Annotated in this window: 23 protein-coding genes and 3 pseudogenes; 23 read left to right on the top strand and 3 right to left on the bottom strand. The window is 35.3% G+C overall.

The window, feature by feature from the left end:
- Positions 1–232 (top strand): annotated as a pseudogene (locus G625_RS22865) (IS66 family transposase); the annotation flags it as partial.
- Positions 233–290: 58 nt separating this feature from the next.
- Here the strand turns inward: G625_RS22865 and G625_RS0111560 are convergent.
- A complete protein-coding gene (locus G625_RS0111560; RefSeq protein ID WP_029201243.1) occupies positions 291–734 on the bottom strand; it encodes a PBECR2 nuclease fold domain-containing protein in 444 nt (147 codons plus the stop codon).
- 598 nt (positions 735–1332) lie between these two features.
- On the opposite strand from G625_RS0111560, the gene G625_RS0111565 reads away from it, so the two are divergent.
- Both G625_RS0111565 and G625_RS19650 read left to right on the top strand, forming a co-directional pair.
- Positions 1333–1665: a nucleotidyltransferase domain-containing protein gene (locus G625_RS0111565; protein ID WP_029201244.1), complete on the top strand. Its 333-nt coding sequence runs from the start codon at positions 1333–1335 to the stop codon at positions 1663–1665.
- Positions 1650–1880 carry a HEPN domain-containing protein gene (locus G625_RS19650; RefSeq protein WP_044932504.1) on the top strand — a complete coding sequence of 77 codons (231 nt, stop codon included), beginning with the start codon at positions 1650–1652 and terminating at the stop codon, positions 1878–1880. Before G625_RS0111565 ends, G625_RS19650 begins: the two co-directional genes overlap by 16 nt.
- A 384-nt stretch (positions 1881–2264) precedes the next feature.
- On the opposite strand, the gene G625_RS0111575 is transcribed toward G625_RS19650, so the two are convergent.
- Positions 2265–3326: a hypothetical protein gene (locus tag G625_RS0111575; RefSeq protein WP_029201245.1), complete on the bottom strand. Its 1062-nt coding sequence runs from the start codon at positions 3324–3326 to the stop codon at positions 2265–2267.
- 358 nt (positions 3327–3684) lie between these two features.
- On the opposite strand from G625_RS0111575, the gene G625_RS22455 reads away from it, so the two are divergent.
- From G625_RS22455 to G625_RS0111690, 20 genes and pseudogenes are all read left to right on the top strand, one after another.
- Entirely contained in the window at positions 3685–3825 is a 141-nt protein-coding gene (locus tag G625_RS22455) for a hypothetical protein (protein ID WP_156885107.1), read from the top strand.
- 300 nt (positions 3826–4125) lie between these two features.
- A pseudogene (locus G625_RS19655) lies at positions 4126–4617 on the top strand (GDP-mannose 4,6-dehydratase); the annotation flags it as partial.
- A gap of 1509 nt (positions 4618–6126) precedes the next feature.
- Positions 6127–8133 carry a phosphoenolpyruvate mutase gene (gene aepX / locus G625_RS0111605; RefSeq protein ID WP_029201246.1) on the top strand — a complete coding sequence of 669 codons (2007 nt, stop codon included), beginning with the start codon at positions 6127–6129 and terminating at the stop codon, positions 8131–8133.
- Between the two features lie 3 nt (positions 8134–8136).
- Positions 8137–9237 carry a phosphonoacetaldehyde reductase gene (locus G625_RS0111610; RefSeq protein WP_029201247.1) on the top strand — a complete coding sequence of 367 codons (1101 nt, stop codon included), beginning with the start codon at positions 8137–8139 and terminating at the stop codon, positions 9235–9237.
- Positions 9237–10355 carry a phosphonopyruvate decarboxylase gene (aepY, locus tag G625_RS0111615; RefSeq protein ID WP_029201248.1) on the top strand — a complete coding sequence of 373 codons (1119 nt, stop codon included), beginning with the start codon at positions 9237–9239 and terminating at the stop codon, positions 10353–10355. The genes G625_RS0111610 and aepY overlap by 1 nt, the downstream gene beginning before the upstream one ends.
- On the top strand, positions 10352–11515 hold the full coding sequence (locus G625_RS0111620) for a hypothetical protein (RefSeq protein WP_029201249.1): 1164 nt from the start codon (positions 10352–10354) through the stop codon (positions 11513–11515). Before aepY ends, G625_RS0111620 begins: the two co-directional genes overlap by 4 nt.
- A 2-nt stretch (positions 11516–11517) precedes the next feature.
- Positions 11518–12429: a LicD family protein gene (locus tag G625_RS21370; RefSeq protein ID WP_049895871.1), complete on the top strand. Its 912-nt coding sequence runs from the start codon at positions 11518–11520 to the stop codon at positions 12427–12429.
- Positions 12430–13317: a glucosamine inositolphosphorylceramide transferase family protein gene (locus G625_RS0111630; RefSeq protein ID WP_029201250.1), complete on the top strand. Its 888-nt coding sequence runs from the start codon at positions 12430–12432 to the stop codon at positions 13315–13317.
- Complete coding sequence (locus G625_RS19670; protein ID WP_029201251.1) at positions 13290–14285, top strand: hypothetical protein; 996 nt, start codon at positions 13290–13292, stop codon at positions 14283–14285. The genes G625_RS0111630 and G625_RS19670 overlap by 28 nt, the downstream gene beginning before the upstream one ends.
- Positions 14285–14764: a hypothetical protein gene (locus G625_RS0111640; protein WP_029201252.1), complete on the top strand. Its 480-nt coding sequence runs from the start codon at positions 14285–14287 to the stop codon at positions 14762–14764. The genes G625_RS19670 and G625_RS0111640 overlap by 1 nt, the downstream gene beginning before the upstream one ends.
- Positions 14765–14834: 70 nt before the next feature.
- Positions 14835–15881 carry a glycosyltransferase gene (locus tag G625_RS21375; protein ID WP_049895872.1) on the top strand — a complete coding sequence of 349 codons (1047 nt, stop codon included), beginning with the start codon at positions 14835–14837 and terminating at the stop codon, positions 15879–15881.
- Between the two features lie 128 nt (positions 15882–16009).
- A complete protein-coding gene (gmd, locus tag G625_RS19680) occupies positions 16010–17095 on the top strand; it encodes a GDP-mannose 4,6-dehydratase (RefSeq protein WP_084152878.1) in 1086 nt (361 codons plus the stop codon).
- A gap of 4 nt (positions 17096–17099) precedes the next feature.
- On the top strand, positions 17100–18032 hold the full coding sequence (locus G625_RS0111655) for a GDP-L-fucose synthase family protein (protein WP_334290751.1): 933 nt from the start codon (positions 17100–17102) through the stop codon (positions 18030–18032).
- 134 nt (positions 18033–18166) lie between these two features.
- Positions 18167–19567: pseudogene (locus tag G625_RS19685) on the top strand (IS5 family transposase).
- Positions 19568–19637: 70 nt separating this feature from the next.
- Positions 19638–20906 (top strand): glycosyltransferase family 2 protein, encoded by a 1269-nt coding sequence (locus G625_RS0111665; RefSeq protein WP_029201254.1) that lies wholly within the window; start codon positions 19638–19640, stop codon positions 20904–20906.
- Positions 20907–20925: 19 nt separating this feature from the next.
- Positions 20926–22908 (top strand): hypothetical protein, encoded by a 1983-nt coding sequence (locus tag G625_RS0111670; protein ID WP_029201255.1) that lies wholly within the window; start codon positions 20926–20928, stop codon positions 22906–22908.
- Between the two features lie 17 nt (positions 22909–22925).
- Positions 22926–23642 carry an IspD/TarI family cytidylyltransferase gene (locus G625_RS0111675; protein ID WP_029201256.1) on the top strand — a complete coding sequence of 239 codons (717 nt, stop codon included), beginning with the start codon at positions 22926–22928 and terminating at the stop codon, positions 23640–23642.
- Positions 23643–23675: 33 nt separating this feature from the next.
- Positions 23676–24731: an NAD-dependent epimerase/dehydratase family protein gene (locus G625_RS0111680; protein ID WP_029201257.1), complete on the top strand. Its 1056-nt coding sequence runs from the start codon at positions 23676–23678 to the stop codon at positions 24729–24731.
- Between the two features lie 11 nt (positions 24732–24742).
- Positions 24743–25933 carry a LicD family protein gene (locus tag G625_RS0111685; RefSeq protein ID WP_198014889.1) on the top strand — a complete coding sequence of 397 codons (1191 nt, stop codon included), beginning with the start codon at positions 24743–24745 and terminating at the stop codon, positions 25931–25933.
- 29 nt (positions 25934–25962) lie between these two features.
- Positions 25963–26502: a hypothetical protein gene (locus tag G625_RS0111690; RefSeq protein ID WP_029201259.1), complete on the top strand. Its 540-nt coding sequence runs from the start codon at positions 25963–25965 to the stop codon at positions 26500–26502.
- Between the two features lie 83 nt (positions 26503–26585).
- Here G625_RS0111690 and G625_RS19690 read toward each other — a convergent pair.
- The coding region (locus G625_RS19690; protein ID WP_044932502.1) for a transposase at positions 26586–26819 on the bottom strand (234 nt) is incomplete at its 5' end.

The raw sequence follows: 26819 nt of genomic DNA on the forward strand, positions 1-26819 counted from the left end.
AAAACATTCCAAAGAACATCTTCTGTTTCTTCATAATGTCAATGTACCGAGCACAAACAACATAGCGGAGCGCTTTCTACGTGGCTACAAGCGCAAACAAGGGCAGGTGATGTCTTTCAGATGCTTTGATACAATAACGCATCATTGTGAAGGCAGGAGCGTGCTTGTTAAGATACGGCAAAATGAAGGAGCCAATGTGTTTGATGAAGTGACACAAAGATTTGACTCATAGTTGGCAGAACAGCCGACCCGTTATTACTGAGACTCAGTTTAACGGATCGGCTGTTTTACTACAAGTTCACCTGTGAACAGTAACCTCTCCATGCATGATCAGTATCCATATAATGAGTCAGCATTGCATCTATCAAAGGATACATGGTTCTGTATGCGAGTCCTCCGCTAACGGTTACTCTGATGGCTACATTTACATGATTTGATGAATAATTACGTATAAAAGAAACACTATTCTTTTTTGGATGTATGCTTATATAATCGGGTTCATTAATGATCTTCGGGATTTCTTCGAAACAGAGTTCATAGATTGTATCAGATACAAAATCATTTTTATGTGTATCTGTATGTTCTATTCTTTCTGCCCAAAATATTATCGGGGTATCATATTTAAGGATCCCGTTAAGTCCATGTGTATTGAAAAAATCAACGAATTCTTTTCGTATCACACCAAGACTGATTTTATCTTTTTTAGAGAATATACCTTTGTTGAGTTTATCCATAACATTAATACCTTTGATGATTTTATTTGATGAACAAAACTAAGATGAAGAATAAGAAAAATATGATTGAAATGCACTGCATGTACTTTAGACGTGAGCATCATAACACAGCCTTACAGATTTGCATATCGTCTAAATTCAGACTACATGAGGCACCTTCCATCAGGTTGCCCTTATGAAAGAGTGTTTTAATGACGAAAATAAATGTATAAGCTTACAGGTTTTGGTGAAAAAGGATAATTATTCCGAATAGCATGGATCTTGCTACCCTTCTAAATGGAACAAGGCAGTGTTGCTTTTGAAAATCCGAAGTTATAAAATATCTATAAATAGAGAAAATATTTTCCAAAACATCGTGTAAGAAAGATATCTCAAAGATTCAGGATACTGAAGAACAAAGTGTCGTGTTAGGCGCATGGCGGGAGGCAGTGGACATAGAAAGAGTCAGGGTGACTGAATGAAGTCATCATGGCGAAGCTATGGGTAAAGTGTCGTTTTTGGGATAACTTTTTATTCAATAACACACTCACGCGTTAAGATAGAATCTTAATTATAAAATTTAGTATGGACAAGTTTTGCAGGATAGTTGGAGGCGTATATGGTAAAAAGTGATGACAAGCTTTTTGATCGTTTTGTTAACGAAGTCAGATTTGTATATGGAAGTAATTTAAAGTCAATAATATTATTTGGCTCCGTTGCCCGTGGCACAGCCGGTGAAGAATCAGACGTAGATATCGCTTTGATAATTGAAAATGAAAACGAGGAAATGTATGACAAACTGCTGGATATAGTGGTGGCTTTTGAACTTGAATATAACATAGTTATTACTACAGTGCTTATAGAGACAGCTTTGTTTGAAAAATGGCGAAATGTCTCACCTTTCTATAAAAACATAACTAATGAAGGGATAGAGTTATGGAAGGCAGCATAAATGATTTAGCATTTTATCGTTTGGAAAAGGCAAAAGAAGATTTAGAAAGATCAAAACGGGAACTGGAGATATCGGATTATAAACTGACTTTAAACCGTTCGTATTATGCAATATTCCATGCTATAAGAGCAGTAAATACTCTGGATAGTTTTGATAGCAGTAAACATAGTGGAGTGATTGCACATTTCAATCAATTTCATGTTAAATCGGCTTAAGGGTGACAGGCCCAATGGTTAGATACTGGTTGGTTATTTCCATTACTACGGGATTTCAGATAACCCAAGGAGTATTAAAGCTTTTAGGTATGAGGTGATGAAGAGCTTGTTCTATTGGCTCAACAGACGTAGTCAGAAGAAAAGCTACAATTGGGTGGATTTTCTTAAGATGTTAGATTACACTCACCCCTTAGCCGAAGTAAAAATATACGTGAGTATCTACGCATGATAGTATACGAGGAATGAGTCTCGTAAAGAGCCGGATGCGGGAAATCTGCATGTCCGGAATTCTGTGAGGGGCAGAGGGAGCAATCCCCCTGTCTACTCGACCCTGGTTTGTAGTGCGACAGCCCCCTGATTTTTGAAAGGTAACAGAAATTGTCCCTATCCCAATATAGCTTCTATAACCAGCTCTTCGTCATAGTCGGGTGCAAAAGCTGCAGCGGAATCAAAGATAGGTTTAATTTTTGATTCATCCTCATCAAGCTCATCCACAATCTGAGCAAGAGTTTTCCCCTTGCGAAGTTTACGGCATATTTGCCCTATCAGAGTTTTTTTCATTCCTTTAGAAATCCCCTTTTCAATCCCCTTTTCAATCCCCTTTTTAATTCCTTTGTTTTCCATAGCTGTAGCATAAGTACACATACCTGTCACCTCACTTTCAACTTCTTTCGTCATACTAAGACCATATTCAGATTTTAATTTTTGAACCTTATCCGGCCCGTTAATCCGTTCGTCAAACAGATCTGTAAGCATTCTGATAAGTTCGTTTTCTGTATTTTCCGGGTTATGTTTTTCACTGATGTAAATGATGATGGCATTCATGATGTCATATCTCGGATCATCCGCATTACTACCATGCAGGAATCTTCTGTCTATGTCGTAAATCTCGATTGAATTCGCCCTTGTCTGAGCCGCTTCAGTGCAAAGCCAGATAGAGTAAACCTTCTTTATGTTTCCATACTTCACGGGATCATCACTGTCAGTTGTGAACTCAACTCCCTGCTGTGCCGAAATCATACGGCAGCAGTAGAATAATGCTCTCAAAGGCAAATCGTATCCTGGTTTATCTTCATTCTGGGCTTCAAGATTTATGATGAGTTTTATATACTCTGAATCGCCTTTGCCGGGCAACCTGAGATAGGTTCTTATATCGTATCTGTCCAGACCTTCTTCGTTTAAATACGATTCGGTGTTCAGTCCGTCAATACGCTCACCTGCATTGGTGATTCCGCTGTCAACATAAACCTTACTGACAAGAACTTCGCCCTCTATGCAGGCTTCGATCTCGTCATAACTCATTTCCCGGCACTCTGATACAACCTCCCTAAAAATCCTTGCTAGCAAAGGTTTATATGCAAGAATGTTTTTCACAGTCATATCCAGCCGGATCTTATCGGGGTCTGCAGCCACTATGGCTTTCCCCAATCCTGTTAATTGTTCCATATCTGCTCCTAAATTGCAGCGAGAAAGATATGAATCTCTCGCTTTGATTATATATCAGCTTTGCGCAAGACTGATAATGAAATTTGTATTATCGGGAATGATCATTCTGAGAGAAATCTCAAGATTATAATCTATGGATGTCTTTTAGACTCTATAAACATATCACAGCACAATAGAAATACATATAGTCTGTTTTAGGACTACACGAGGCTCGCTTATAAAATCTTAGTTTTATGACGAAATAACAGTAGAGTTTTGTATGGCTTTCTGAAAATGGACGTATTATCCAAAATATATAGGCATAATACCGTTCAAAACATACAAAACATTGTTGTATTTGAAAAACAGAAGTTATAAAATGTTTATAAAAGAGAAAATATTTTTCACAATATCCGGTGAAAAAGATATCTCAAAGATTCAGGAAGCTGAAGAACAAAGTGTCGTGTTAGGCGCATGGCGGGAGGCAGTGGACATAGCAGGAGTCAGGGTGACTGAATGAAGTCATCATGGCGAAGCTACGGGAAAAATGGAGAGATATCAAATGGTACATTGAAAAATATATATCTTATATCAGGAATGAATCATCTCAAGATTCAGAGGGTATTTATTTGACGATAAAGTGTGGGGATGATAGTACTTATATCAATATACAAATATAGATTTTTATAACTGTAGTTATAGAATTCAAAACTGTATATAAAAAGGTCTAAAGCTCCTGATGTAAGGTATGTGATTGCATCATATTAGGAGCTTTTTACATGTGAATTTGTAAGGAATCCTTAAGGGTGAAAGACACCTTAATTCCGTTGATTACAGAGAGAGGATTGCTCATCTTGAGGGACATAAGAACTTTCATCTACATTATGGTGATCTTACGGATTCAATGTCTATTGTGAAAACTGTGGCATTGGTTAGGCCGGATGAAATATATAACTTGGTGGCTCAAAGCCATGTCCAAGTAAGCTTTGATTCACCGGAATTCACTGCTAATGTTGACGCAACAGGTGTACTCAGAGTATTGGAGGCTGTGCGTATTTGTGGATTAGCAGATAAATGCCGTATTTATCAGGCAAGCACATCAGAACTATATGGTAAAGTTGAAAAAATCCCGCAAAATGAGGATACTCCTTTTCACCCTTATTCTCCATACGCAGTAGCTAAGCAGTATGGTTTTTGGATTACAAAAGAGTACAGAGAAGCCTATGGCATGTTTTGTTGTTCGGGAATCCTTTTTAATCATGAATCTGAAAGGCGTGGAAAAACATTTGTAACCAGAAAAATCACTCTCGCCTTAAGGGTGATAGGCACCCGGGATTTGTAAGGGTGACCTGAGGTTACTTAATGGTTAGAAGGCACCTGGATTCAATGTTTATAAACTTTTAATGGTACACGGTACCAATATTTATTGAGATTGAAAAGAACTGCATGTCTTTTAGATGTGAGCATCATATCACAGCCTGATAGATTTGCATATCGTCTAAATTCAGACTACATGGCGTTTTTCTGCATACCATTCTGTTCCTCTTATGAAAGAACCTTTTTATGACGAAAATAAAAGTATAAGCTTACAAGATTTGTTGAAAAGGGATGACTTTTCCATAAAGCAAGGACTTTACAGCTCTTCCGGATAGGACAAAGCAGTGTTGCTTTTGATAAACAGAAGTTATAAAATATTTTTAAATAGAGAAAATATTTTTTAATGTTTTGGACGAGGAAGATATCTCAAAGATTCAGGAAGCTGAAGACCAAAGTGTCGTGTTAGGCGCATGGCGGGAGGCAGTGGACATAGACAGAGTTAAGGTGACTGAATGAAGTCATCATGGCGAAGCTATGGGGAAATAAAGAGATATCAAATGGTACATTGACAATCGCATATCTTATATCAGGAATGAATCAGAATAAAACGAAATGATTATCTGTTTGACGATAATGAGCAGTGATGGTAGTATAGTAACTGAAAAGAAGTGCTACCGGTAGACGGTTAGCCCAGGTTGATGATTATTGAAAAAATAACCGCTCAAGTTTCTGAGGCTTGTGGGCGGTTATTTTTGTGTCTTGGAATCATGCTTTCCATGCATGTAACCAAGACTGTAGAAAGTCGCACACAGTGCAAGCACTGTGATTAGGTCATTTATGGTCAGCATACGCAAGTTCCTCCATTTGTAAGATTTCTCATAAGAGATTTCTATGATAAACAGAGGTCACAGTCCTCTGAGAGAAGGACTAACCGCCTACCGTAGATACTGGTAGCACTTCGATTATTATAGCAAACAGCTGTTCTTGAATCAATGTGAAATATAGTTTTTATTATTCAAAACATTTTATAATGTTTAAGCTAAAGCTCCTGATGTAAGGTATGTGATTGCCTTGTATCAGGATTTTTTTGTATGGAGACTTGTAAGGATCCCAATGGGGATTTCAGATAACTCAAGGAGTATTAAAGCTTTTAGGTATGAGGTGATGAAGAGCTTGTTCTATTGGCTCAACAGACGTAGTCAGAAGAAAAGCTACAATTGGGTGGGTTTTCTTAAGATGTTAGATTACACTCACCCCTTAGCCGAAGCAAAAATATACGTGAGTATCTACGCATGATAGTATACGAGGAATGAGTCTCGTAAAGAGCCGGGTGCGGGAAATCTGCATGTCCGGAATTCTGTGTGAGGGGCAGAGGGAGCAATCCCCCTGTCTACTCGACCCAGTGGGATGTCGTTTGTAAAAGATTCTTAAGGTGATAGGAACTCGGATTTTAAGCAGGTTTGCTCTCACTTCAGTAATTGTTTTTAAAGGAAAAAAGTAATATATGAAAGCATTGATTTTAAATTCAGGTATGGGAACAAGAATGGGTGTTTTGGCGTCAGAGCATCCTAAATGCATGACGGAGATTTCTCCAAACGAAACAATAATATCAAGGCAGTTAAAACAACTTGTAGATATAGGTCTAGAGGATGTAGTCATAACTACCGGGCGTTTTGAAGATGTTCTTATAAGATATTGTAAAAGTCTTGATCTGCCGATCAATATTAAATATGTAAATAATCCTGAATATGAATCTACAAATTATATATATAGCATATATTGTGCAAAAGATTGTTTAGATGATGATATACTTCTGATGCATGGAGATCTTGTTTTTGAGAATGAAGTACTGGACCTTGTTATGTCATGTAATACTTCATGTATGACAGTATCATCCACTAATCCACTTCCGGAAAAGGATTTTAAGGCTGTTGTAAGAGATGGAGTCATAAATGCTGTCGGAATTGAATTCTTTAATGATGCAATTGCTGCCCAACCGCTATATAAGATTTTCAGAGATGATTGGAAAAAATGGCTCGAAAAAATAGAAGATTTTTGTGATTCAGGGAACAAAAATGTATATGCCGAGAATGCCCTTAATGAATTAAATGGAAGTGCAGGTATCCGTCCGGTTGATTTTAGAAACCAGCTGTGTGCGGAGATAGATGATTCCAAAGATCTGGTTTCGGTAAGTGATCAGCTTGCAAAAATCGAGTCAAAAACAGTATATATGTCATTTTCTACAGATATCATACATGGAGGGCATATAGAAATCATAAGAAAGGCAACAAGACTCGGAAAGGTGACAATTGGAGTACTTTCTGATAGAACTGTTGCTTCGTATAAGAGATTCCCTTTGGTGCCTGCATCTGAGAGAAAAAAGATGTTTGCGAATATTAAAGGTGTCCATAATGTCATTATACAGGATGAACTGTCATACAAGGATGTTTTGGAAAAATTAAGACCGGATATCGTTGTCCATGGAGATGATTGGAAGGAGGGCTTTCAGAAGCCGGTACGTGATGAGGTGGTATCGATTCTGGCAGAGTATGGAGGTCGGTTGGTAGAATTTCCTTATTCAGAAGATCCTGAGTACAGAGAAATAGAGAAAAGAACGATAGGAGAGTTGTCACTACCAGATGTACGTAGAGGAAGGCTTAAAAAACTGTTGCAAATAAAAGGCTTTGTTACAGCATTGGAGGCTCATAATGGTATAACCGGTCTTATTGTTGAAAAAACAACGTCATATCAGAATGGTATTGCAAAACAGTTTGATGCAATGTGGATCAGTTCGTTATGTGATTCTACGGCAAAGGGTAAGCCGGATATAGAATTGGTAGATATGACAAGTAGATTCAAAACGATTGATGAGATCATGGAAGTGACCACGAAACCTATTATATTTGACGGGGATACCGGCGGACAGATAGAGCATTTTGCCTTTACCGTAAGATCCCTGGAACGAATGGGAGTCTCCATGGTTATAGTTGAGGATAAGATTGGAGCAAAGAAAAATAGCCTTTTCGGAACAGAAGTAAAGCAGACTCAAGATACAATAGGCGGGTTCTGTGAGAAAATACGTGTAGGAAAACAGGCACAGAAGACATCTGATTTTATGATCTGTGCAAGAATAGAGAGTCTGATTCTTGAAAAGGGAATAAAGGATGCGTCAGATAGAGCACGAGCATATGTTGATGCAGGCGCAGATGCAATTATGATTCATAGTCGTAGCCCTAAGCCCGATGAAGTGTTTGAGTTTATCAGGCAGTTCCGTGAATCGGATAAAAAGACACCTATTGTTCTTGTTCCAACTACATACAATACGGTCTATGAAGAAGAATTCAAGGAAAAAGGTGCAAATATTGTGATATATGCAAACCATTTGATAAGAACCGGATTTCCAGCAATGCAGGATGCTGCCAGGACTATTCTTGAGACTCATAGGGGTAAGGAATGCAGTGAAAAATGTATGAGCATAAAAGATATCATTACCCTAATTCCAGAGGAATGATACATGGAGCAAATTATTTTATACGAAAAAAATCAATATGAAAAATTGGATGAGTGGCTTTCAGATAAAAAAACACTTGTGGTATGTGGGAGTGGGTATAGATACATTAACAAGGCGAAAAGTGTCATTGATTCACACAGAAGTACAGTGTTGTTTGATAATTTTAAGCCTAATCCGGTATACGAGTCTGTCCTGGAGGGAGTTGATGTTTTTCGTAAAAATAAATGCGATGCCGTAATGGCAGTGGGTGGTGGTTCAGCAATTGATCTGGCAAAGTGTATACGGATATTTTCTACCATGCAACATGATAAAAACTATCTTGACCAGGAAATAAAAAAGAATGACATTCCACTACTGGTGATTCCGACCACTGCAGGTACAGGTTCCGAAGCTACACGATATGCGGTGATTTACAAAGATGGTGAAAAACAATCCATAACGAGTGAGTATTGTATTCCTGAAATAGTACTATTTGATCCGGATAATTTGAATAGTCTGCCGGAATATCAGAGAAAAGCAACGATGATGGATGCTTTCGCGCATTCTCTTGAATCTATGTGGTCAATAAACAGCACCGAAGAAAGTATGGAATATGCATCAGAAGCACTTGAACTGATTAAGACAAATATATATGGGTATATGGAAAACACATATGAAGGTAATCTATATATGTTAAAAGCATCTAACCTTGCGGGTAAAGCTATTAACATATCTCAGACGACCGCCGGACACGCTATGTGCTATAAGATAACGGGTCTGTTTGGATGTGCACATGGACATGCTGCAATGATGTGTAACAGAATTTTATTTCCATGGATGATCGAACATATGGAGAAGTGCGTAGATGAAAGAGGACAGGAACATCTGAAAAATGCATTTCAAAAGATTGGCATAGTACTTGGACTTCATAGTGCTGGAGAGGCAGTAGATTATGTAGAACGTGTATATAGCGAATTAAAGCTGTACATCCCTAATCCGAATAAAGATCAACTTGCTGTTCTTTGCAAGTCAGTAAATGCTGATCGACTAAAGAATAATCCGATAATGCTTGATACGGAAGATATTAAAATACTGTATAAAAAGATATTAGGGGTAAATTACTGATGGAAGCAAAAACATTTATGGAAATACTTGGATCAGAATACTATACAGGTGTTCCTGATTCACTGCTTCGGCCACTATGTGACTGTATTATGGAGAAGTATGGTACTGATCCCACACATCATATCATAGCGGCAAATGAGGGAAATGCTGTAGCAATTGCTGCAGGATATCATCTCGCAATGGGAAAGACGGCAGTTGTTTATATGCAAAATTCGGGGGAGGGTAATATTATCAATCCCCTTGCTTCATTGTTAAATGAAAAGGTGTATGGAATCCCGGCCATCTTTGTGATCGGGTGGAGGGGAGAACCGGGCGTGCGTGATGAACCACAACATATATTTCAAGGAGAGATAACACTTAAACTCTTGGAGACCATGGATGTTTCATATTTTGTGGTGGATCAGAAAACACCTGAAGCTGAATTACGCATGAAGATGGAAGAGTATGGTGGATTCCTGAATTCAGGACGACAAATTGCTTTTGTGATAAAAAAGAATGCCCTGACAAACGATAAGAAGCTTGTCTATGAAAATGACAAAGCGCATACTCGTGAGGAAGCAATAAGAACTATTGTGAAATATGCAGGTGATGATCCAATTATATGCACTACCGGAAAAGCGTCACGTGAATTATATGAAATAAGAAATCAGGAAGGTATGTCCCATGATCATGATTTTTTAACAGTCGGTTCTATGGGGCATGCATCATCAATAGCACTTGGGATAGCGTTACAAAAGCCAGATAAGAGAATATGGTGTATTGATGGTGATGGTGCAGCTCTTATGCATATGGGAGCTATGGCTGTGATAGGGAATATTGCACCTAATAATTTTATCCATATTGTAATAAATAATGGTGCGCATGAGTCGGTTGGTGGGTTGCCGACAGCTATGCAGGGAATCGATACATGCCGTTTAGCAATGGCAACGGGATATAAAAATTGTTATAAAACTAAAGACATAAAAAGTTTGGAAGATGCAATTAAAATGATTATGTTTAATAGAGGATTAAGTTTTATAGAAATTGAAGCAAATTTAGAATCAAGAAATAATCTTGGTAGGCCAACGACATCGGCTAAAGATAATAAGGATTGTTTTATGGAGTGCATTGAGAGATGAATACGCTTAAATCAACTATATTCAAAGATGACAACGGGATATTTAGAGAACATAAACTTTTTATGTCAGCAGCTGTTTTGGATAACAAAATATTTTTTTCTGACCAAGTGAGGAATGGGCTTTATTATTATGACATAAATCTCGATGACACAAAGTTTATTGGGCATTTTGAAAATGAATCCATGACACAAATAGATATACACAGAAAGGTTATAAGAAACGGAAATAGTCTGTTTTTTATGCCTTATTATGGGAGAAATATTCATATATTTAATAACGAGAGTGATTCAATAAAATATGTAGAAATATTTGAAGCAAAGGGGAAACTACAGCATTTTTCAAATGCAATAAAGAAGGATGGAAAAATATACATTATTCCTTTTTTCTTAGATATACCGTTAATTGAATTTGACATAAAGACATGTAAATATGAACAAAACAATTGGATCATGAGTAAAATCAATGCTGATTTATTAAAAGCGAATAACTCAAAAACGGAAGAATCTTATTATTTAGATATTTATAATTCATGTCTAATCAATGATAAATTAATTCTTTCTATAATAGGATTAAATATGTTATTTATATGTAATCTTGATAAGGGAGACATTGAAACAATCAGACTCAATGAAGGTACGAAAATCAGAAGCATTAATGCAATAGATGGCTGTATTTATATAACATCATTGGATTCCAGAAATATAATAAAATATGACTTAATAAAAGGAGAATCAAGAACATTTAGGTGTGATGATTTACCAATAAAACAAGCACCGTTCACGCAGGTGGTTAAAGTCAATGATAAAATTGTCGCCTTGGCAGGATATATGGATGATAGTTATCTTCTGGATGAAGAAACGGGTGAGCTGAGAATTTGTATGGCACTTAAGCAACATGTGAATAGGATTACTGATGATTTTGCCCTATTGGGGGATATGTTTGTTGATGAACATAACAGAACGTATATATGTCCTCGCGCGTCAAAACAAGTAGTTTTTTTTGATGGAAATCTGAATGCTTTCGATACAATTGATGTCATTTGTGATCAAGGCAGGGATTTAGAAGACGTAATGAATGGGTATTTAGAGGATAATGGATTTATTGAGGAATTTAACCCACTATCATTGAATCATTTTATTGAATTTATAAGAGGAGAATAAACTTGGAAGAGGATATTCGTTGCGGGTATGTAGTGCCGGAAAAATTAAAAAAAATATGGAAAATACAAATGGATTTGGCCTTGGAGGTGAAACGCATATGTGAAAAGTATGATATTCAGTATTTTATCATATGGGGAACGCTTTTAGGTGCTGTAAGACATGGGGGATATATACCGTGGGATGATGATTTTGACATAGCATTTTTGCGTAAGGACTATGATAAATTCTGTAGCATTGCTAAAAATGAAATAAAAAGTCCATATTTTTTACAAAATAATGCCACAGATAAAGGGTATTATTTACCGTATTCAAGATTAAGAAATAGCAAAACAACTGGGATCATATATGCAAATATACCGTTCCCATACAATAATGGAGTGTTTGTAGACCTCTATCCTCTAGATGTCTTGACTGCAAATAAGATGATGAGATATTTACAGTTTAAATTAAGGGATTCATTCAGGCTTCTTTGTGACAAATATTATGCAAAAGAACGTGGTGAGAGATATCCAAGATCATTAGAAATTGTAAGAAAATTCTTTTCATATGAAAAAATCTGTGAATGGATGGATAAAATATACAAATTAGGAGAAATATTTGGTGGAAATGAAGTAGGACTTGTATATCATCCTGATCTAATAAAAAATTATAAGTTTAAAAAGAAGTATATAGGTAAAGTAGAAAATATTATATTTGATAATGTTTATTTTTCTGCACCACAATTTAAAGAAAAAATTCTTGAGCAAGTATACGGGGACTACATGAAACTTCCACCAGCTCGGAAACGTGGAAATTGGCACGAGGGACAAATACTATATGAACCGGATATTCCGTTTGATGATTTCATCAGAAAGAAAAAGAAAAACGGATATCATTGGACAGAATACATGGGAAGAAGTATTGAAAAAATATAAATGAGAAAATACAAAAGATTTAATATTACATGGAAAATAGCGATTAGAAAAAGGCAAAAATCTTTTTTTGATTCAGAAGTTGAATTCATAGTATTAAGTAATCCGAAAAATGGTTGGATTGCAGATCCATTCTTGTTTGAATATGGAAATTCCACATTTATTTTTGCGGAAAGATGGGATTATAGTCAGCAAAAAGGCGTCATATCTTACTGTAAATATGATGGTAATATGAATGTTGTTTGGAAAGATATTTTAGAAGAAGAGTGGCATTTGTCGTATCCATTTGTGTGGTCTGATGAAGAAGGATTTCATATCCTTCCTGAAGCTGCCGAAAGCAATCAACTATATTATTATACCGCAATAGAATTCCCTGATATCTGGAAAAGAGACAAAAAAATCTGCACGGGGAGATTTGCTGATTCGACATTGCAATTTGTCAAAGACAATAATTATATATATTCATATTCAATGAATGGTGTAAAAGGAAGACTATATCGGTCGAAGATAGACTTTCATCAACCTACTAATTTGGAATGGGAATTTATTACAAAGGATCCAAGAATTGCACGGCCAGGGGGTAGTTTTATAGAAGATATGGGAACGGTGTACCGAATAGCTCAGGACTGTAGTGCATCATACGGAGAGAAGATTGTAGCTATAAAAATATATGAAGATATCGAGGGGTATCACGAAGAAGTTGAAAAGGAAATTAGTTTCAGGGATGTACGAGTTCCCACCAAAAAAGGATTGATTGGCACACATACCTATAACAGGACAGATAAATATGAGGTGATAGATTTAAGATATTTTGGTTTTAATTATAAAGATTTTATTTCGCATAGATGGCATGAATTAAAAAAATGGTTAAAGACTACAAAAGAAAATTGATAAATAAAAGAATTATAGCTATAAGTTATTCCGATGATAATATGACTATGTCGAGACAACTAAATTTGATGACAGCTAAGATAATTGGTTGTGCAGATAAGGTGATAGGTTACTCTCCATGTGATTTGAGTGACGATTTTGTTAAAGCCAATAAAGAGATTTTGTCGTACAGTCGTGGGGCAGGGTATTGGATTTGGAAGCCATATATAATTCTAAAAACACTAAATGAAATGGTGGAAGGTGAGTTCCTAATATATACAGATGCAGGAATGATATATGTTGATAAAATTAGCACACTTATTCACCAGATGGAAAGAGACAGGCAAGATATCTTTTTATCATATGGAATTGCTCCTTGTAAGGATTGGACAAAGCGTGATGCTTTTGTATTAATGGATTGCGATAAGGTTGAGGCATACAATTCAATCATGGTATCAGGAGGATATGTAATAGTTCGTAAAACAGATGTATCAGTAGAATTTATTAAGAAATGGCAAGAGTATTGTTGTGATATTAGAATTGTTTCGGATGAACCCAATAGATGCAATAAACCCAATCTTCCTGGATTTGTAGAAAATCGACACGATCAAAGTATTTTATCGTTGCTTGCATATAAATATAAAATTGAACCATATAAGGCGGTTTCTCATGTTGATGAACCTCAGGCACATAGAAATGTTTTATTTTCAAGAATTCCTGGAGTATATGGATATACTTTTAATCATATATTAGAACTAATTGTTAGAGAACATCAAACAAATGGGTATAAGAGATCTGACTATGGGAGAATTTTTATTAATACAGGGCTTAGAAACATGAATATTGTTATTTATATCAGAAATCTAATCAACTGCATTTTTGAAGCAATGGATGCAGACAAATGGGGAAAAGAATACAACGAGAAATATATAGAAAAGGAAAAAGAAAGGCTTTTGAAATTAAATAAATATTGCGAGGGAAAAGTGTGATGAAAAAGATATTTGTGGGATTTATTATAGGATATACACTTGGAATTGTTGGAACATATTATTTTCTAGTAAGACCCGAGAAAAACAAGGCAAAAAAATTCAAGGACCTATCAGATAAACATTTATCTTTGTTTATTCTAATGCAAAAATGGGTGAAGCAGAAGATAAAAGGAAAACAAATATCAAGGTATCTGAGTGAAAAATCTATAAAAAATGTGGCAATATACGGAATGAATTATGTCGGTGAAGCTCTTTATGAAGAACTAAATAAAAACGGAATTCGTGTATTATACGGGATAGATATGAATGCTGATAAAATGTTTTCCGATATAGATATATATAAGCCAAGCGAAGAATTACCTGATGTAGATGCAATTATCGTGACACCTATACATGCATATGATGTCATAGAAGAATCGATGTCTAAAAAAATGAATTGTCTTATTTTATCGATAGAAGATATTATTTATGAAATGTGATTTTTATAATTGAATAATAATTATGTATAAATTGCATTGACATTCGTACGATTAAGATGGAGAAGGTTAGATGCGAATCAGTATTATCACAGTGTGCCTGAATTCGGTAAACACAATTGAAAAAACAATAAATTCGGTAATATGTCAAGGGATTGAGGATCTTGAGTATATTATTATTGATGGAGGTTCTAAAGACGGTACAGTAGATGTTATTAAAAAATATGAGGATTTTATTACATATTGGGTGAGTGAAAAGGATTATGGAATCTATAATGCAATGAATAAGGGCCTTAAACAGGCCACCGGTGAAGTAATAGGACTTCTTAATAGTGATGACTGGTATAATTATAAAACGTTAAAAGAGGTAGAAAGAATATTTGATAAGAATAAAGACATAGGTGTTATATTTGGGAATATCATACTTGTGGATAAAGAAGGGAATCATATAGTAAATAAGTATCCTTCATTTAACACATTGTGGTATCAAATGTCCATAGGACATCCTGCAACTTTTGTAAAAAAAAATGTTTATGATGAATATGGATTATTTGATGAGAAATTCAAAATTGCTGCAGATTATGAACTAATATACAGATTATGGAAATCTAAGGTGAAATTTTTACATTATGATTCCGTCTTTACATATTTTAGAACTAGCGGTATCAGTTCAACAAGTATTAGTTTGTGTCAGAATGAAACATATGAAATATGTAAAAAAAATATAAATGACTTTTTAATGAAAAAAAGTTTAGAATTAAATAATTTACAAAGTGATAAACCAATATATATATGGGGAATAGGGAACAAAGGAAAGTTCTTTTTAGGATTACTATATTCATCTGGTATTAAAGTTACTGGTATTTTTGATAACGATAAAGACAAAGAAGGAACGAAATATGGAGAGATAATAGTTCAACGATTTGTTACGTTTTATGCTAATAATGATATTCAGATAATTGTTACAATAAAAGATGGATATGAAGATGTAAGAAAAGAGATTGAAAGCAGTTGTAAATCACTAAGATATAAACTGTTTTACTATGAGGACATTTTGAAATCATATGAAGAAATGATTGAAAGTAATAATGGATGTTTAACTGAAATTGATGATGTATGAAAGAACTTCATCTGATCAGGCTTGATGACTCAAACAGGATGATGATAAGAATAGCTTCTGAAGAGACTTGTGCTAGTGATTAGCTGAATCAACAGAAAATATTTTGCAGAATCATGGAGGAACCAAATTTGAAAAAAGCATTAATCACAGGTGTGACTGGGCAAGATGGAAGTTATTTGTCTGAGTTTCTTATGCAAAAGGGATATGATGTTCATGGGATAATAAGGAGAAGTTCTGTTGATTATCGTGAGCGTATAGCGCATCTTGAGGGAAAACCGCAGTTTCATCTTCATTATGGTGATTTAAGCGATACCAGTTCTTTAGTTAAGGTTATTGGCATGGTTCGACCTGATGAAGTATATAATTTGGCTGCTCAAAGTCATGTACAGGTAAGTTTTGATTCTCCGGAGTTTACTGCCGATATTGACGCTACAGGTGTTCTCAGAGTTCTGGAGGCGGTTCGAATTACCGGTTTGGGTGATAACTGCCGTATTTATCAGGCAAGTACAAGTGAACTGTTTGGAAAGGTGGAGGAAGTTCCTCAGAATGAGAATACCCCTTTCCATCCTTATTCTCCATATGCAGTGGCTAAGCAGTATGGATTTTGGATTATAAAAGAATATCGAGAAGCTTACAATATGTTTTGCTGTTCTGGTATTCTATTCAACCATGAGAGTGAGAGGCGAGGCGAAACTTTTGTTACTAGGAAGATTACTCTTGCGGCAGCACGAATAGCTCAGGGTAAGCAGGAAAAGCTATATTTGGGTAACTTGAGTAGCTTGAGGGATTGGGGTTATGCTAAAGACTATGTTGAATGCATGTGGCTTATGCTTCAAAACGACAAGCCGGAAGATTTCGTGATTGCTACCGGAGAACAACATAGTGTTCGTGAGTTTGCAACTCTGGCTTTTCATTATGCAGGGATTGAAATTGAGTGGTCAGGTGAAGGTATTGAGGAAGTAGGCATAGATAAATCGAACGGTAAAGTCATTGTTGAAGTTTCTCCGGATTTTTATCGTCCAACAGATGTAGTGAATCTTTTGGGTGATCCATCAAAAGCAAAGAATGAATTGGGATGGAATCCTAGAAAAACAAGTTTTGAGGAGTTAGTAAACAAAATGGTTAAACATGACATGAAGAAAGTTGCTAAGGATCATGCTGTAGAACGTATCATAAATCTCGCTGAGTATCTTGAGAAAGGCGTAGTGAAATAAAATGATGGAAAAAAACTCAAAAATATATGTTGCAGGACATAGAGGAATGGTCGGTTCTGCTATTGTAAGAGAACTGAAGAGCCAAGGATATGAGAATATCATTACACGTTCCCATAAAGAACTTAACCTCATATGTCAGGATGCTGTAAATGATTTTTTTTATCAAGAAAAACCAGAATATGTCTTTTTGGCTGCTGCGAAAGTTGGTGGTATTGTTGCCAACGAATCTGCCCTTGCAGATTTCATGTATGAAAACATGATGTTGGAAATGAATGTGATTAATTCTGCATGGAAGAATGGATGTAAAAAACTTGAGTTTCTTGGATCTTCCTGTATTTATCCAAGAATGGCTCCTCAGCCTATGACTGAGAGTTGCTTACTAACTGGTGAGTTGGAAAAGACAAATGAAGCATATGCATTAGCAAAAATATCCGGTCTAAAGTATTGCGAATTCCTCAATAAGCAATATGGAACTGAATATATCTCGGTAATGCCTACGAATCTTTATGGACCAAATGACAATTATCATCCTACAAATAGTCATGTTTTACCTGCTTTGATACGACGATTCCATAAAGCAAAAGAAACAGGTGAAAAGAAAGTGGTTTGTTGGGGAGATGGCTCTCCATTAAGAGAATTTTTGTATGTGGATGACCTTGCTTCTTTATGTGTGTTTTTGATGAATAACTATAGTGGAAACGAGACAGTAAACGCAGGTACAGGAAAGGAAATAAGTATTAAAGATTTGGCAGAACTTGTTTCTAAAATAGTAGGATACGAAGGAAGTATAGAATGGGATATAAGCAAACCAAATGGAACACCAAGAAAGTTATTAGATGTTTCAAAAGCTAAAGCACTTGGATGGAAATACTCGACAGAACTAGAAGATGGCATACGGATTGTTTATAAAGATTATATTGATAGACAAATGCATTAATAAATGTAATTAGTGTATGCTCAAGAACTAAAATGCCTTGAAATTGCTGACTTTTTTGCCTATACGTGAGATAATTGATGCAAGGAATTACATCAAAGTTTCTCAAAAACCTTGCACTTTTCGCGGAGAATCCCATGTATAAGAAAAATCAAAATCATCAGTTTAGTATCGGAGATTTCAATCAGCCAATGGGTCTAAAACTTGATCCAGAGAATAAATGGATTAAAAAAGCTGCCATGATTCCCTGGGATGAAATAGAAGCTGTGTATGCAGATCTGTTTCCTTCTGATTGTGGAATGCCTGCAAAACCACTACGTATGGCACTGGGGGCTCTCCTGATTCAAAAAAAGTTTGGCTTTTCTGACAGAGAACTCGTCGAGCAGATCCAAGAGAATCCGTATTACCAGTATTTTATTGGATTGCCTGGATTTCAATTGGACAAACCATTTGCACCATCTTTGATGGTGGAATTTCGCAAAAGGATCACTGATGAAAAGCTCGCAGAGATCAATGAATTAATCATCGATTACAACAAAAATGATGAAGACGAAAATGATCATAGCGATGATTCATCAAGTGGTGATTCTTAAAATAAAGGCACGCTGATAATTGATGCAACATGTGCTCCGCAGAACATTGCATTTCCTCAGGACATAAACTTGTTAAATGAAGCAAGAGAAAACCTTGAAGCAATTATTTCATCTGTCTGTTACGAGTACAACATTTTAAAACCTCGCATGTACAAAAATAATGCGAGAAAAGATTACCTAGCCCTGGCTAAATGTAAAAAACGATCTTCCAAGAAAATACGTAAGGCAATCAAGAAACAACTCCAATACATCAGGCGTGACAGGAATTACATTGACTGGTTCATGAGTTATGGCTACTATCCTGACAAGCACCAGATGGAAAGAATAGCGGTCATTGATAAAGTGTATGAACAGCAGGAATACATGTATAAAAACAATGTTCACACTGTTCAGGACCGGATTGTAAGCATATCCCAGCCTTATGTGAGACCTATAGTCAGGGGCAAGAGCAAAGCTCCTGTAGAATTCGGTGCCAAGATTGATCTTAGTATCGAAAATGGTCTAGGCAGGTTAGAAAAAATATCATTCGACGCATACAATGAGTGCGAGGTTTTGATATCCGCCATTGAAAAATTCTTCAAGCACAATGGTCATTATCCCAAGCGTGTACTTGCGGATAAGATTTACAGAAATAGGGAAAACCTTTCGTATTGTAAATCTCGAGGGATAAGACTTGCAGGCCCGGCTTTAGGAAGACCAGGGAAGAATGTTTCAATCGATAAACGTACAGAGTACGTGGATAGCGTTGACAGAATTGAGGTAGAGCGAAAATTTGCATTATCAAAACATAGTCATGGTCTTGGATTAATCATGACCAAGCTTGAAGAAAGAAGTCGAAGCTCTATAGCCCTGTCGATCATATCCATGAACTTAGAATGCCTCCTGAGGCTTTATTTGTTCCAAAAATTGATTTTGATATTTTCAAGGTTCAATTATTTTTATTAGGTAGCCGTTTGAAAAAATCAGGCGGTTACTGAGCATACACTAAATAAACATACATAGGTATTCGTATTATATGAGAATAGATAGTGGTGAAATTTCAGTGAGTATAATCATTCCAATTTATAATGCAGAAAAGTATCTCGACGAGTGTATCGAAAGTGTTCTGGGTCAATCATTTATAAAGAAGGAAATAATATGTGTAGACGATGGATCCATTGATAAATCATTATCTATTTTGGAGAATTATCAAAATAAATACAGTTATATTCGTGTTTTTAGACAAAACCATTGTGGGGCTGCAAAGGCAAGAAATTATGGTATAAAAAAGGCAAAGGGACGATTTATTGCTTTTATGGATGCGGATGATTTATATCCAGAAAAAGATGTCCTATGTACACTGTATAATTTAGCATCAAATAACAATGCTTATATTTGTGGAGGGAATACAATTCTTTTTAAAAAAGATTGGCTCAATGGTGAAAAATATGAACCATCAGACAATCAAAACTTTAATACAGAGGGAATAATACAGTTTTGTAAATATGGATGTGCCTTTGGTTATACTCGCTTTTTGTATGACAGGAAATTTCTTATGGATAATGAACTGTTCTTTCCGGATTATGAGTGTTGGGAAGATCCTGTATTCATGGCCCGAGCATTTTCATGTGCCAGAAGTATTTATGCTGTAGATAAAATAGTATACTGTTATAGACGAAATATACATAAAAAAGAACACAGAATAAAGGATGTTATAGATTTACTGAATTCGACAGCAGATATTCTTTGTATTGCAAAAAAGTCAGGAAATATCACTCTCGAAAAAAACACCATAGACGTACTTATGCGCTCTTATAGTAAGGTTTGCCAAATTTATAATACGAACAGAAAAATTGTTAGTTTAACAATTACTGCAATAAAAAGGAATATTTTTGGCGAGCTTGATAAAGAATATTTGGACAAGCTTGAGCGCCTCGACTTGGGTAAGATAGAGGAAGAAAACAATATTTACGATAACTGCTTACATGAACTGAAAGAAAAGGCTATATGTTGTGAAAAATGTGTTATATATGGAGCCGGAATATATGGGAAAAGACTTCTTGACATTTTTTTTAGTATGGGCATTAAGCCTGAAGGATTTGCAGTTACAAAAATTGAAAATAATAATACAGAAATTTCAGGCTTTCCTGTCAAGTCAATTGAAGAATGGAAAAATAATTGTTTTTTCTTCATTGCTGTAAATAGTGAAGATTCAAAAAGTGATATTAGTAAAGAACTCGATAATAGAGGTATGCGTGGGTTTGTTGTTTCGAACAGATTGCTAGATAGAGAAACATTAGAATAACAAGGATGAATACATCGGGATGATTTTGCATAACAAAAGGATAATTGTATATGGCACAGGAATTAACTCTAAACATTTTATAGACGAGAATAAGAATGTTTCTGCAATAGTTTGTGTGATTGATAATACAATATTATCTGGATTTTTTAATGGGATTCCAATATATACATGGGAAGAAATTGAACCTGATGCAGCAGATTGCCTAGTAATTGCTGCAAATCCAAAGCATACTAAGGAGATATATTACAGGCTTATATATGACTGCGATCGTAATGGTCTTGCCATATACGATTGGAGAGGTATTGATTTAAGAAAAGCATATAGGTATGAGTATATATTACCTGAGACATATAATTTATACTCAAAGAATCGTCGAGAAAATCTTTTAAAAGCCATCGATAATCATGAAGCAATCAGTTTTGATTTGTTTGATACTTTGCTAATGCGCAGGGTTATTGCTCCGGAGGATGTTTATGATATTGTAGACAGAAAGCTGCCAAATACCAGTATACTAAAGGGACAATTTAAAAAAATAAGGCGGGAGTGCGAATTAGAATCAAACTCTGTTATCAAAGGATTTGAAAAAATATATGATCAACTAATTATCAAAGCAAATATTTCTAAAGAGGAAGCAGAATACATTGCAAGGATTGAACTAGCTACAGAGAAGGAATTGCTGGTGTGCCGTGAAGGCATGCGAGAGATATTTGAGTATGCTGTTAAAACCGGAAAAAGAGTAAATATCATATCAGATATGTATTTCGGAAAAGAGGAACTTGAAAAAATACTAGAGTTTCATGGAATACGCGGATATGAGAAGATTTATGTATCCTGTGATTTTGGAAAATCTAAACGAAAAGGGTTATTTGACGTTTATAAGCATGAAGTAAAAGCTGGTAGTTATCTTCATATAGGAGATAATGATGAGACAGATGGCATAAGCGCTGAAAAACATGGTATTGATAGTTTTCTTATTCCTTCAGGAATAATGCTTTTACGAGCATCTAATATAAGGAGGTTATTGTATTATGCAAAAGGCGTAACAAATAGGCTGTTTATTGGGGAATTAATTGCAGATGTTTTTAATGATCCGTTTTGCCTATGTGGCAGAAATGGAGTTGTACCTGTAAATACTTCAAGAATATTAGGTAAATATTTTGTGGCACCTATTATTTTCACTTATGTGAAAGAATTGCTTTATATTCAAAAAGAAAAAAATTATGACAAGGTTTTACTCGGCTCCAGAGATTGCTACCTTTTTTCTAAAATAGTCAAAAATCTTTTTCCGTCTGAATATAATTTAAAATACGTTTATATTTATATTTCTCGAGAATTGGCTTTTAAGTTAGGAATGGGAAATGAAATTGTTGATAAGGATTATGAAAAATATCTCGTTATCGATGATCGCCGTAGAATTGAAGAAGATCCTGAATTCTTGAGTGGACGAGAGGTTATACCATATAGAAAAACAAAAGAGTCTTATGAACGCTATTTGAAAAAATTGGGAATTGATAAATCAGGTAGATACTTGTTTTGTGACTTGATATCTGGAGGAACAGTACAACATTCATTAGTTCCTGCTTTTGAAAAAGAGCTTGAAGGGTTTTATTTGAATAGAACTTTTTCATATATGGACAGAAAACTAAATTATATTTCAGTTTTCGAAAGAGAGGATTATCCACATGATCAGCTCATGGTTGATAGGCTTGAAACACTAATATGTTCTCCGGAGCCCAGTGTAAAAAATATTGATGAAAAAGGTGATTTCATTTTTGGACATGAAACGAGAAGCAAAAGCGAACTAACACTTTTAAATGAGATTCAAAAAGAAATCATTGATTCAGTTTGCGATTTTATAAACCATAAATATGATATTGAAAAGTATATGTCAATTGATTGTTTAATTATGCTTGATAATTTGAACTTGTATGGTGAATTAGAACAGATGAAAGATTGGATATATTTCGACTCTAATGGTGAACAAGTTAGATTGTTTAAATGATTTCTGGGAGATTTAATATGTCAAATATAGCACTGATCATAGCCGGTGGCTATGGAAATCGTATGAAACAGGATATTCCTAAGCAGTTTCTTACAGTTAATGAGAAGCCTGTAATTGTCTACACATTAGAGGCTTTCGAGCGTCACCCGGAAATAGATGAAATCGTAGTTGTGTGTGTCGAGAGTTGGGATCATGTTCTGTGGGCTTATGCAAAACAATTCAACATTGGAAAACTTAAAACCGTGGTAACCGGAGGAAAAAACGGCCAGGATTCCATTAGAAATGGATTGTTTGAACTGGAAAAGAATCATGATAGAAATGATATTGTTATGATCCATGATGCTATCCGACCTATGGTTTCTGCTGAAATAATTTCTGATAATATTCGGGTATGCATGGAGTATGGTAACGCAATAACAGTGATTCCATGTGCTGAAGCGATGCTAAAAACGGATAATGGGCTTGACTCATCAGAACTGTATCCCAGAGATAGTTTAAAACGAACTCAGACCCCACAGTCTTTTAGACTAGGAGAAATATGTGATTTACATAGAAAAGCGTTGAATGCCGGGATTACAAATTCAGTCGCTTCTTGCACTTTAAAGGTAGAGATGGGAGAGAAGGTGTTCTTTTCGAAAGGATCTGAAAAAAATATTAAACTGACAACAGTTGATGATATAGATATTTTTAAAGCGTTGCTGTTGGCTAAAAGATCAGACTGGTTAAAGGTTTAAGTATGGTTTTGCGTACTGCTAAAAAAGAATAATATGATTAAGTATATGAAAAAGCTTACCGCATCTTATAGAAAAGACATAGAGACTGCAATAAATAATACTGTTGATATAGAGGAACTTTACGGAAAAAATATTCTGATAACAGGTATTACAGGATCTGTGGCCTCATTTTTGGTAGACATGCTTCTAATGTTAGATGAGACCAAAGATGCAGGTATCACTATATATGGATTAGCAAGAAATGAATCAAAGGCAATAAAAAGGTTTAGTTATGCATCTTCTATTAATATTAAATATTTGATTCAAGATGTATGTGATGGAATAAATCTACAAGATAATGTTGATTATATAATTCATGCAGCAGGTGATGGTTATCCGGAAGCTTTTAGATTAAGACCTGTCGAAACAATGACTCCGGCAATTCAGGGGACAATTAACACTTTAAATTTGGCAAAACAGAAAAAAGTAAAATCATATATTTTTATTTCTAGCGGAGAGGTTTACGGAAATTCAAATGTGAAAATCCCGGATAAGATAGAGACAAATTATTACAACTCGGAAGGGATGAGCGTCAGATCCTGTTATCCTGTTGCTAAACAAGCTGCCGAAATATTGTGTGTATCTTATGCAAATGAATATGAGGTTCCAGCAAAAGTTGTAAGGCTAAGTCACACCTATGGTCCCTTTGTATCAGAAGGTGATAACAGAGCTTCTACGCAATTTATAAAAAAAGCAATTGCCGGTGACGAAATAGTTTTACACAGTAGCGGTGAACAAATTCGTAGTTATACTTATGTAGCAGATGCAGCAGCTGCGATATTAACAGTGTTAATAAATGGCCACAATGGGGAGGCTTATAACGTGGCAAACAGTGAATCAAAGGCCACTATTTTGGAATTTGCCAAGGAACTGTCTACATTAGCAAATGTAGGGTACAAACAAGACTTTCCTAGTGAAGAACAATATAATGAGAGAAGCCCTATATCTTCTGCGATTTTAAATAGTAAGAAATTGGAAGGTCTTGGTTTCAAAGCTTCATATACTTTGAAAGAAGGATTAAGGGCTACGCTTAATGCACTGAGTGAATAATGGGGATATTTATGATTAGTGTGATTAACAGAATTGCCAATGGAATAGATAGTCTTATTGAAGAAGGAGTAATCGCAAAAAATAAAGACGTAGTTTTATTTGGCTTAAATAGATACTCATTTGCGATGAGAACTATTTTATCACACAGAAGTATTGAGGTGTATGCTTTCTTATCAGATGACGAAGAAGCAATTGTTAAAACTAGAAGAAGTGTAAAGGATTTTGCCTGTCGCTATTTGAGAAGTGAAAGAGATGCTATTGAATTATTTATATTAGGCAAAGATGAAATTTCAGATAAAAAGATGCCAGTAATATTACTGGCTGAAGAAAGATATGAAGAAAAAAAAGAGAAGCTTATAAAAGCTGGATATATTGAAAATAAGGATTTTTTTAAGGTTTACAGTTTTTATGAAAAAGATATTGATGGAATAATAAGTAATAAAAAGCGACTAGATTTAAATCAGATAAAAGCATATGAAAGAGAAATGCTAAAGTTGGTTGATCAAATATGCCTTAATAATAACCTTAGATATTGGGTATGTGGTGGAACTATGCTTGGGACAGTAAGACATCAAGGGTTTATTCCATGGGATGATGACATAGATATTTTTCTTCCTCTTGATGATTATATGAGGTTTATGGAAGTCTTTCCTAAATCGAACAGATATAAGATTAAAGGCTATGGCCCAAATGGTGCGGATGGATTTTACTATATATTTGCAAAACTCCTGGATAGAAAAACACTCTTGGATGATGATATGATTATAGTAAGAGAGCTAGCAAGTATATTTATTGACATTTTTCCATTAGTGGGATTGCCGGAAAACAAAGAGGATCGGGATAGATTTTTCATAGATTATCAGGAGTTAGAGAAAAGTATCATACAAGAGTTTTATGCTTCTGATGGAGAGTTGAAAGTTTTTGAAAAGAGATTTTCTGAGCAGGAGGTTTTTTTAAGAAAATATAGCTTTGATAAAGCAAAGTTTGTAGGCGTACTTGGCACAAGATATGGAAACAAAGACTGTACTACAAGAGATGTTTATAAAGGCACTTTGCGTATGAAATTCGATGACATCGAAGTAAATGTACCGGTTGGTTATGGTGAATATTTGTCAAATTTATATGGCGATGATTATATGAATATTCCACCTATTAGTAAAAGAAAATCATTTCATACTCTAAAGGCATATCGGGCAGATTAGCAGTAGTACATATTAATCAGGGAATGAAAATGGATAGTGAAGATTTAATAAAATTAATAAAGGAAATATATAACAATCTTCAAGACGAAGTTTCAAAGAGAATATATACAAATAGATTAATGTTCAATTTGACTGAGAATGATAAGTATATACGTAATCTTTTTGATGAGTGGAAATGGAAAGATAGATTGATATCGGATGTTGAGAGTTTTAAATCCGAGATATGTGTTTATGGAGCCGGAGATTTTGGGAAACGACTTGTTCGTTATTTTCCGGAACTAAATTGGGAATGTTTTGTAGATGAAAATGCAAAAGATATTGGCGATATTGGAAATCTTAAGGTGTGTACTGTGGAGGAATATCTAGAGAAAGAGCTGCCAATTATTATTTCAGTGAAGAGGAATTATTTATCAATAAAAAATATGCTAATTTCAAGAGGAATTCCTGAGAAGAACATTCTTTGCTTACAAGATTATTTGTGTGAAATGAATCATATTTATTTGAGGCTTCATCAGTTTGTGTGGGTGAGTAGTAGCCTCGGCTACACACCCTATCCTTGTTCTGCTTGACTGCCAACAAGCTGGTTGGATGCCCTGTGTCAAGGGTTTCCGCGAAGCGGCGCTTGCGCCCTTGATACAGGGGAGACAATCAGCTACGCTACAGCAGGCAGAACAAGATTGTATTCCCAAGGCAGACGGACTTCTATATCAGAACAACGGAGCATGATCATATCAAGCATGTTGTCCATGTTCCTGAAGCCGTAAGCCATGTAGATTGACAACTTAATCTTGCGGTTAGTGGCTTCAAGCACTGCATTTGTCAGATGGTATTTCATGGTTGCTAGTATGGCGTCATAATGACGTCTGATCTTTCGCTGAAGTTCTAC

The organism is Oribacterium sp. NK2B42 (assembly GCF_000424445.1).
Lineage (GTDB): Bacteria > Bacillota > Clostridia > Lachnospirales > Lachnospiraceae > Oribacterium.

Coding starts and splice junctions, on each gene's coding strand:
- G625_RS0111675 (WP_029201256.1), top strand. CDS start 22,926: ATGTCAAATATAGCACTGATCATAGCCGGTGGCTATGGAAATCGTATG.
- aepX (WP_029201246.1), top strand. CDS start 6,127: ATGAAAGCATTGATTTTAAATTCAGGTATGGGAACAAGAATGGGTGTT.
- G625_RS0111640 (WP_029201252.1), top strand. CDS start 14,285: ATGAAAAAGATATTTGTGGGATTTATTATAGGATATACACTTGGAATT.
- G625_RS19670 (WP_029201251.1), top strand. CDS start 13,290: ATGGTTAAAGACTACAAAAGAAAATTGATAAATAAAAGAATTATAGCT.
- G625_RS0111670 (WP_029201255.1), top strand. CDS start 20,926: ATGATTTTGCATAACAAAAGGATAATTGTATATGGCACAGGAATTAAC.
- G625_RS0111560 (WP_029201243.1), bottom strand. CDS start 734: ATGGATAAACTCAACAAAGGTATATTCTCTAAAAAAGATAAAATCAGT.
- G625_RS0111610 (WP_029201247.1), top strand. CDS start 8,137: ATGGAGCAAATTATTTTATACGAAAAAAATCAATATGAAAAATTGGAT.
- G625_RS0111620 (WP_029201249.1), top strand. CDS start 10,352: ATGAATACGCTTAAATCAACTATATTCAAAGATGACAACGGGATATTT.
- G625_RS0111575 (WP_029201245.1), bottom strand. CDS start 3,326: ATGGAACAATTAACAGGATTGGGGAAAGCCATAGTGGCTGCAGACCCC.
- G625_RS19650 (WP_044932504.1), top strand. CDS start 1,650: ATGGAAGGCAGCATAAATGATTTAGCATTTTATCGTTTGGAAAAGGCA.
- G625_RS0111565 (WP_029201244.1), top strand. CDS start 1,333: ATGGTAAAAAGTGATGACAAGCTTTTTGATCGTTTTGTTAACGAAGTC.
- G625_RS0111655 (WP_334290751.1), top strand. CDS start 17,100: ATGGAAAAAAACTCAAAAATATATGTTGCAGGACATAGAGGAATGGTC.
- aepY (WP_029201248.1), top strand. CDS start 9,237: ATGGAAGCAAAAACATTTATGGAAATACTTGGATCAGAATACTATACA.
- G625_RS0111630 (WP_029201250.1), top strand. CDS start 12,430: ATGAGAAAATACAAAAGATTTAATATTACATGGAAAATAGCGATTAGA.
- G625_RS0111680 (WP_029201257.1), top strand. CDS start 23,676: ATGATTAAGTATATGAAAAAGCTTACCGCATCTTATAGAAAAGACATA.
- G625_RS0111690 (WP_029201259.1), top strand. CDS start 25,963: ATGGATAGTGAAGATTTAATAAAATTAATAAAGGAAATATATAACAAT.
- G625_RS21375 (WP_049895872.1), top strand. CDS start 14,835: ATGCGAATCAGTATTATCACAGTGTGCCTGAATTCGGTAAACACAATT.
- G625_RS0111665 (WP_029201254.1), top strand. CDS start 19,638: ATGAGAATAGATAGTGGTGAAATTTCAGTGAGTATAATCATTCCAATT.
- G625_RS22455 (WP_156885107.1), top strand. CDS start 3,685: ATGTTTATAAAAGAGAAAATATTTTTCACAATATCCGGTGAAAAAGAT.
- G625_RS0111685 (WP_198014889.1), top strand. CDS start 24,743: ATGATTAGTGTGATTAACAGAATTGCCAATGGAATAGATAGTCTTATT.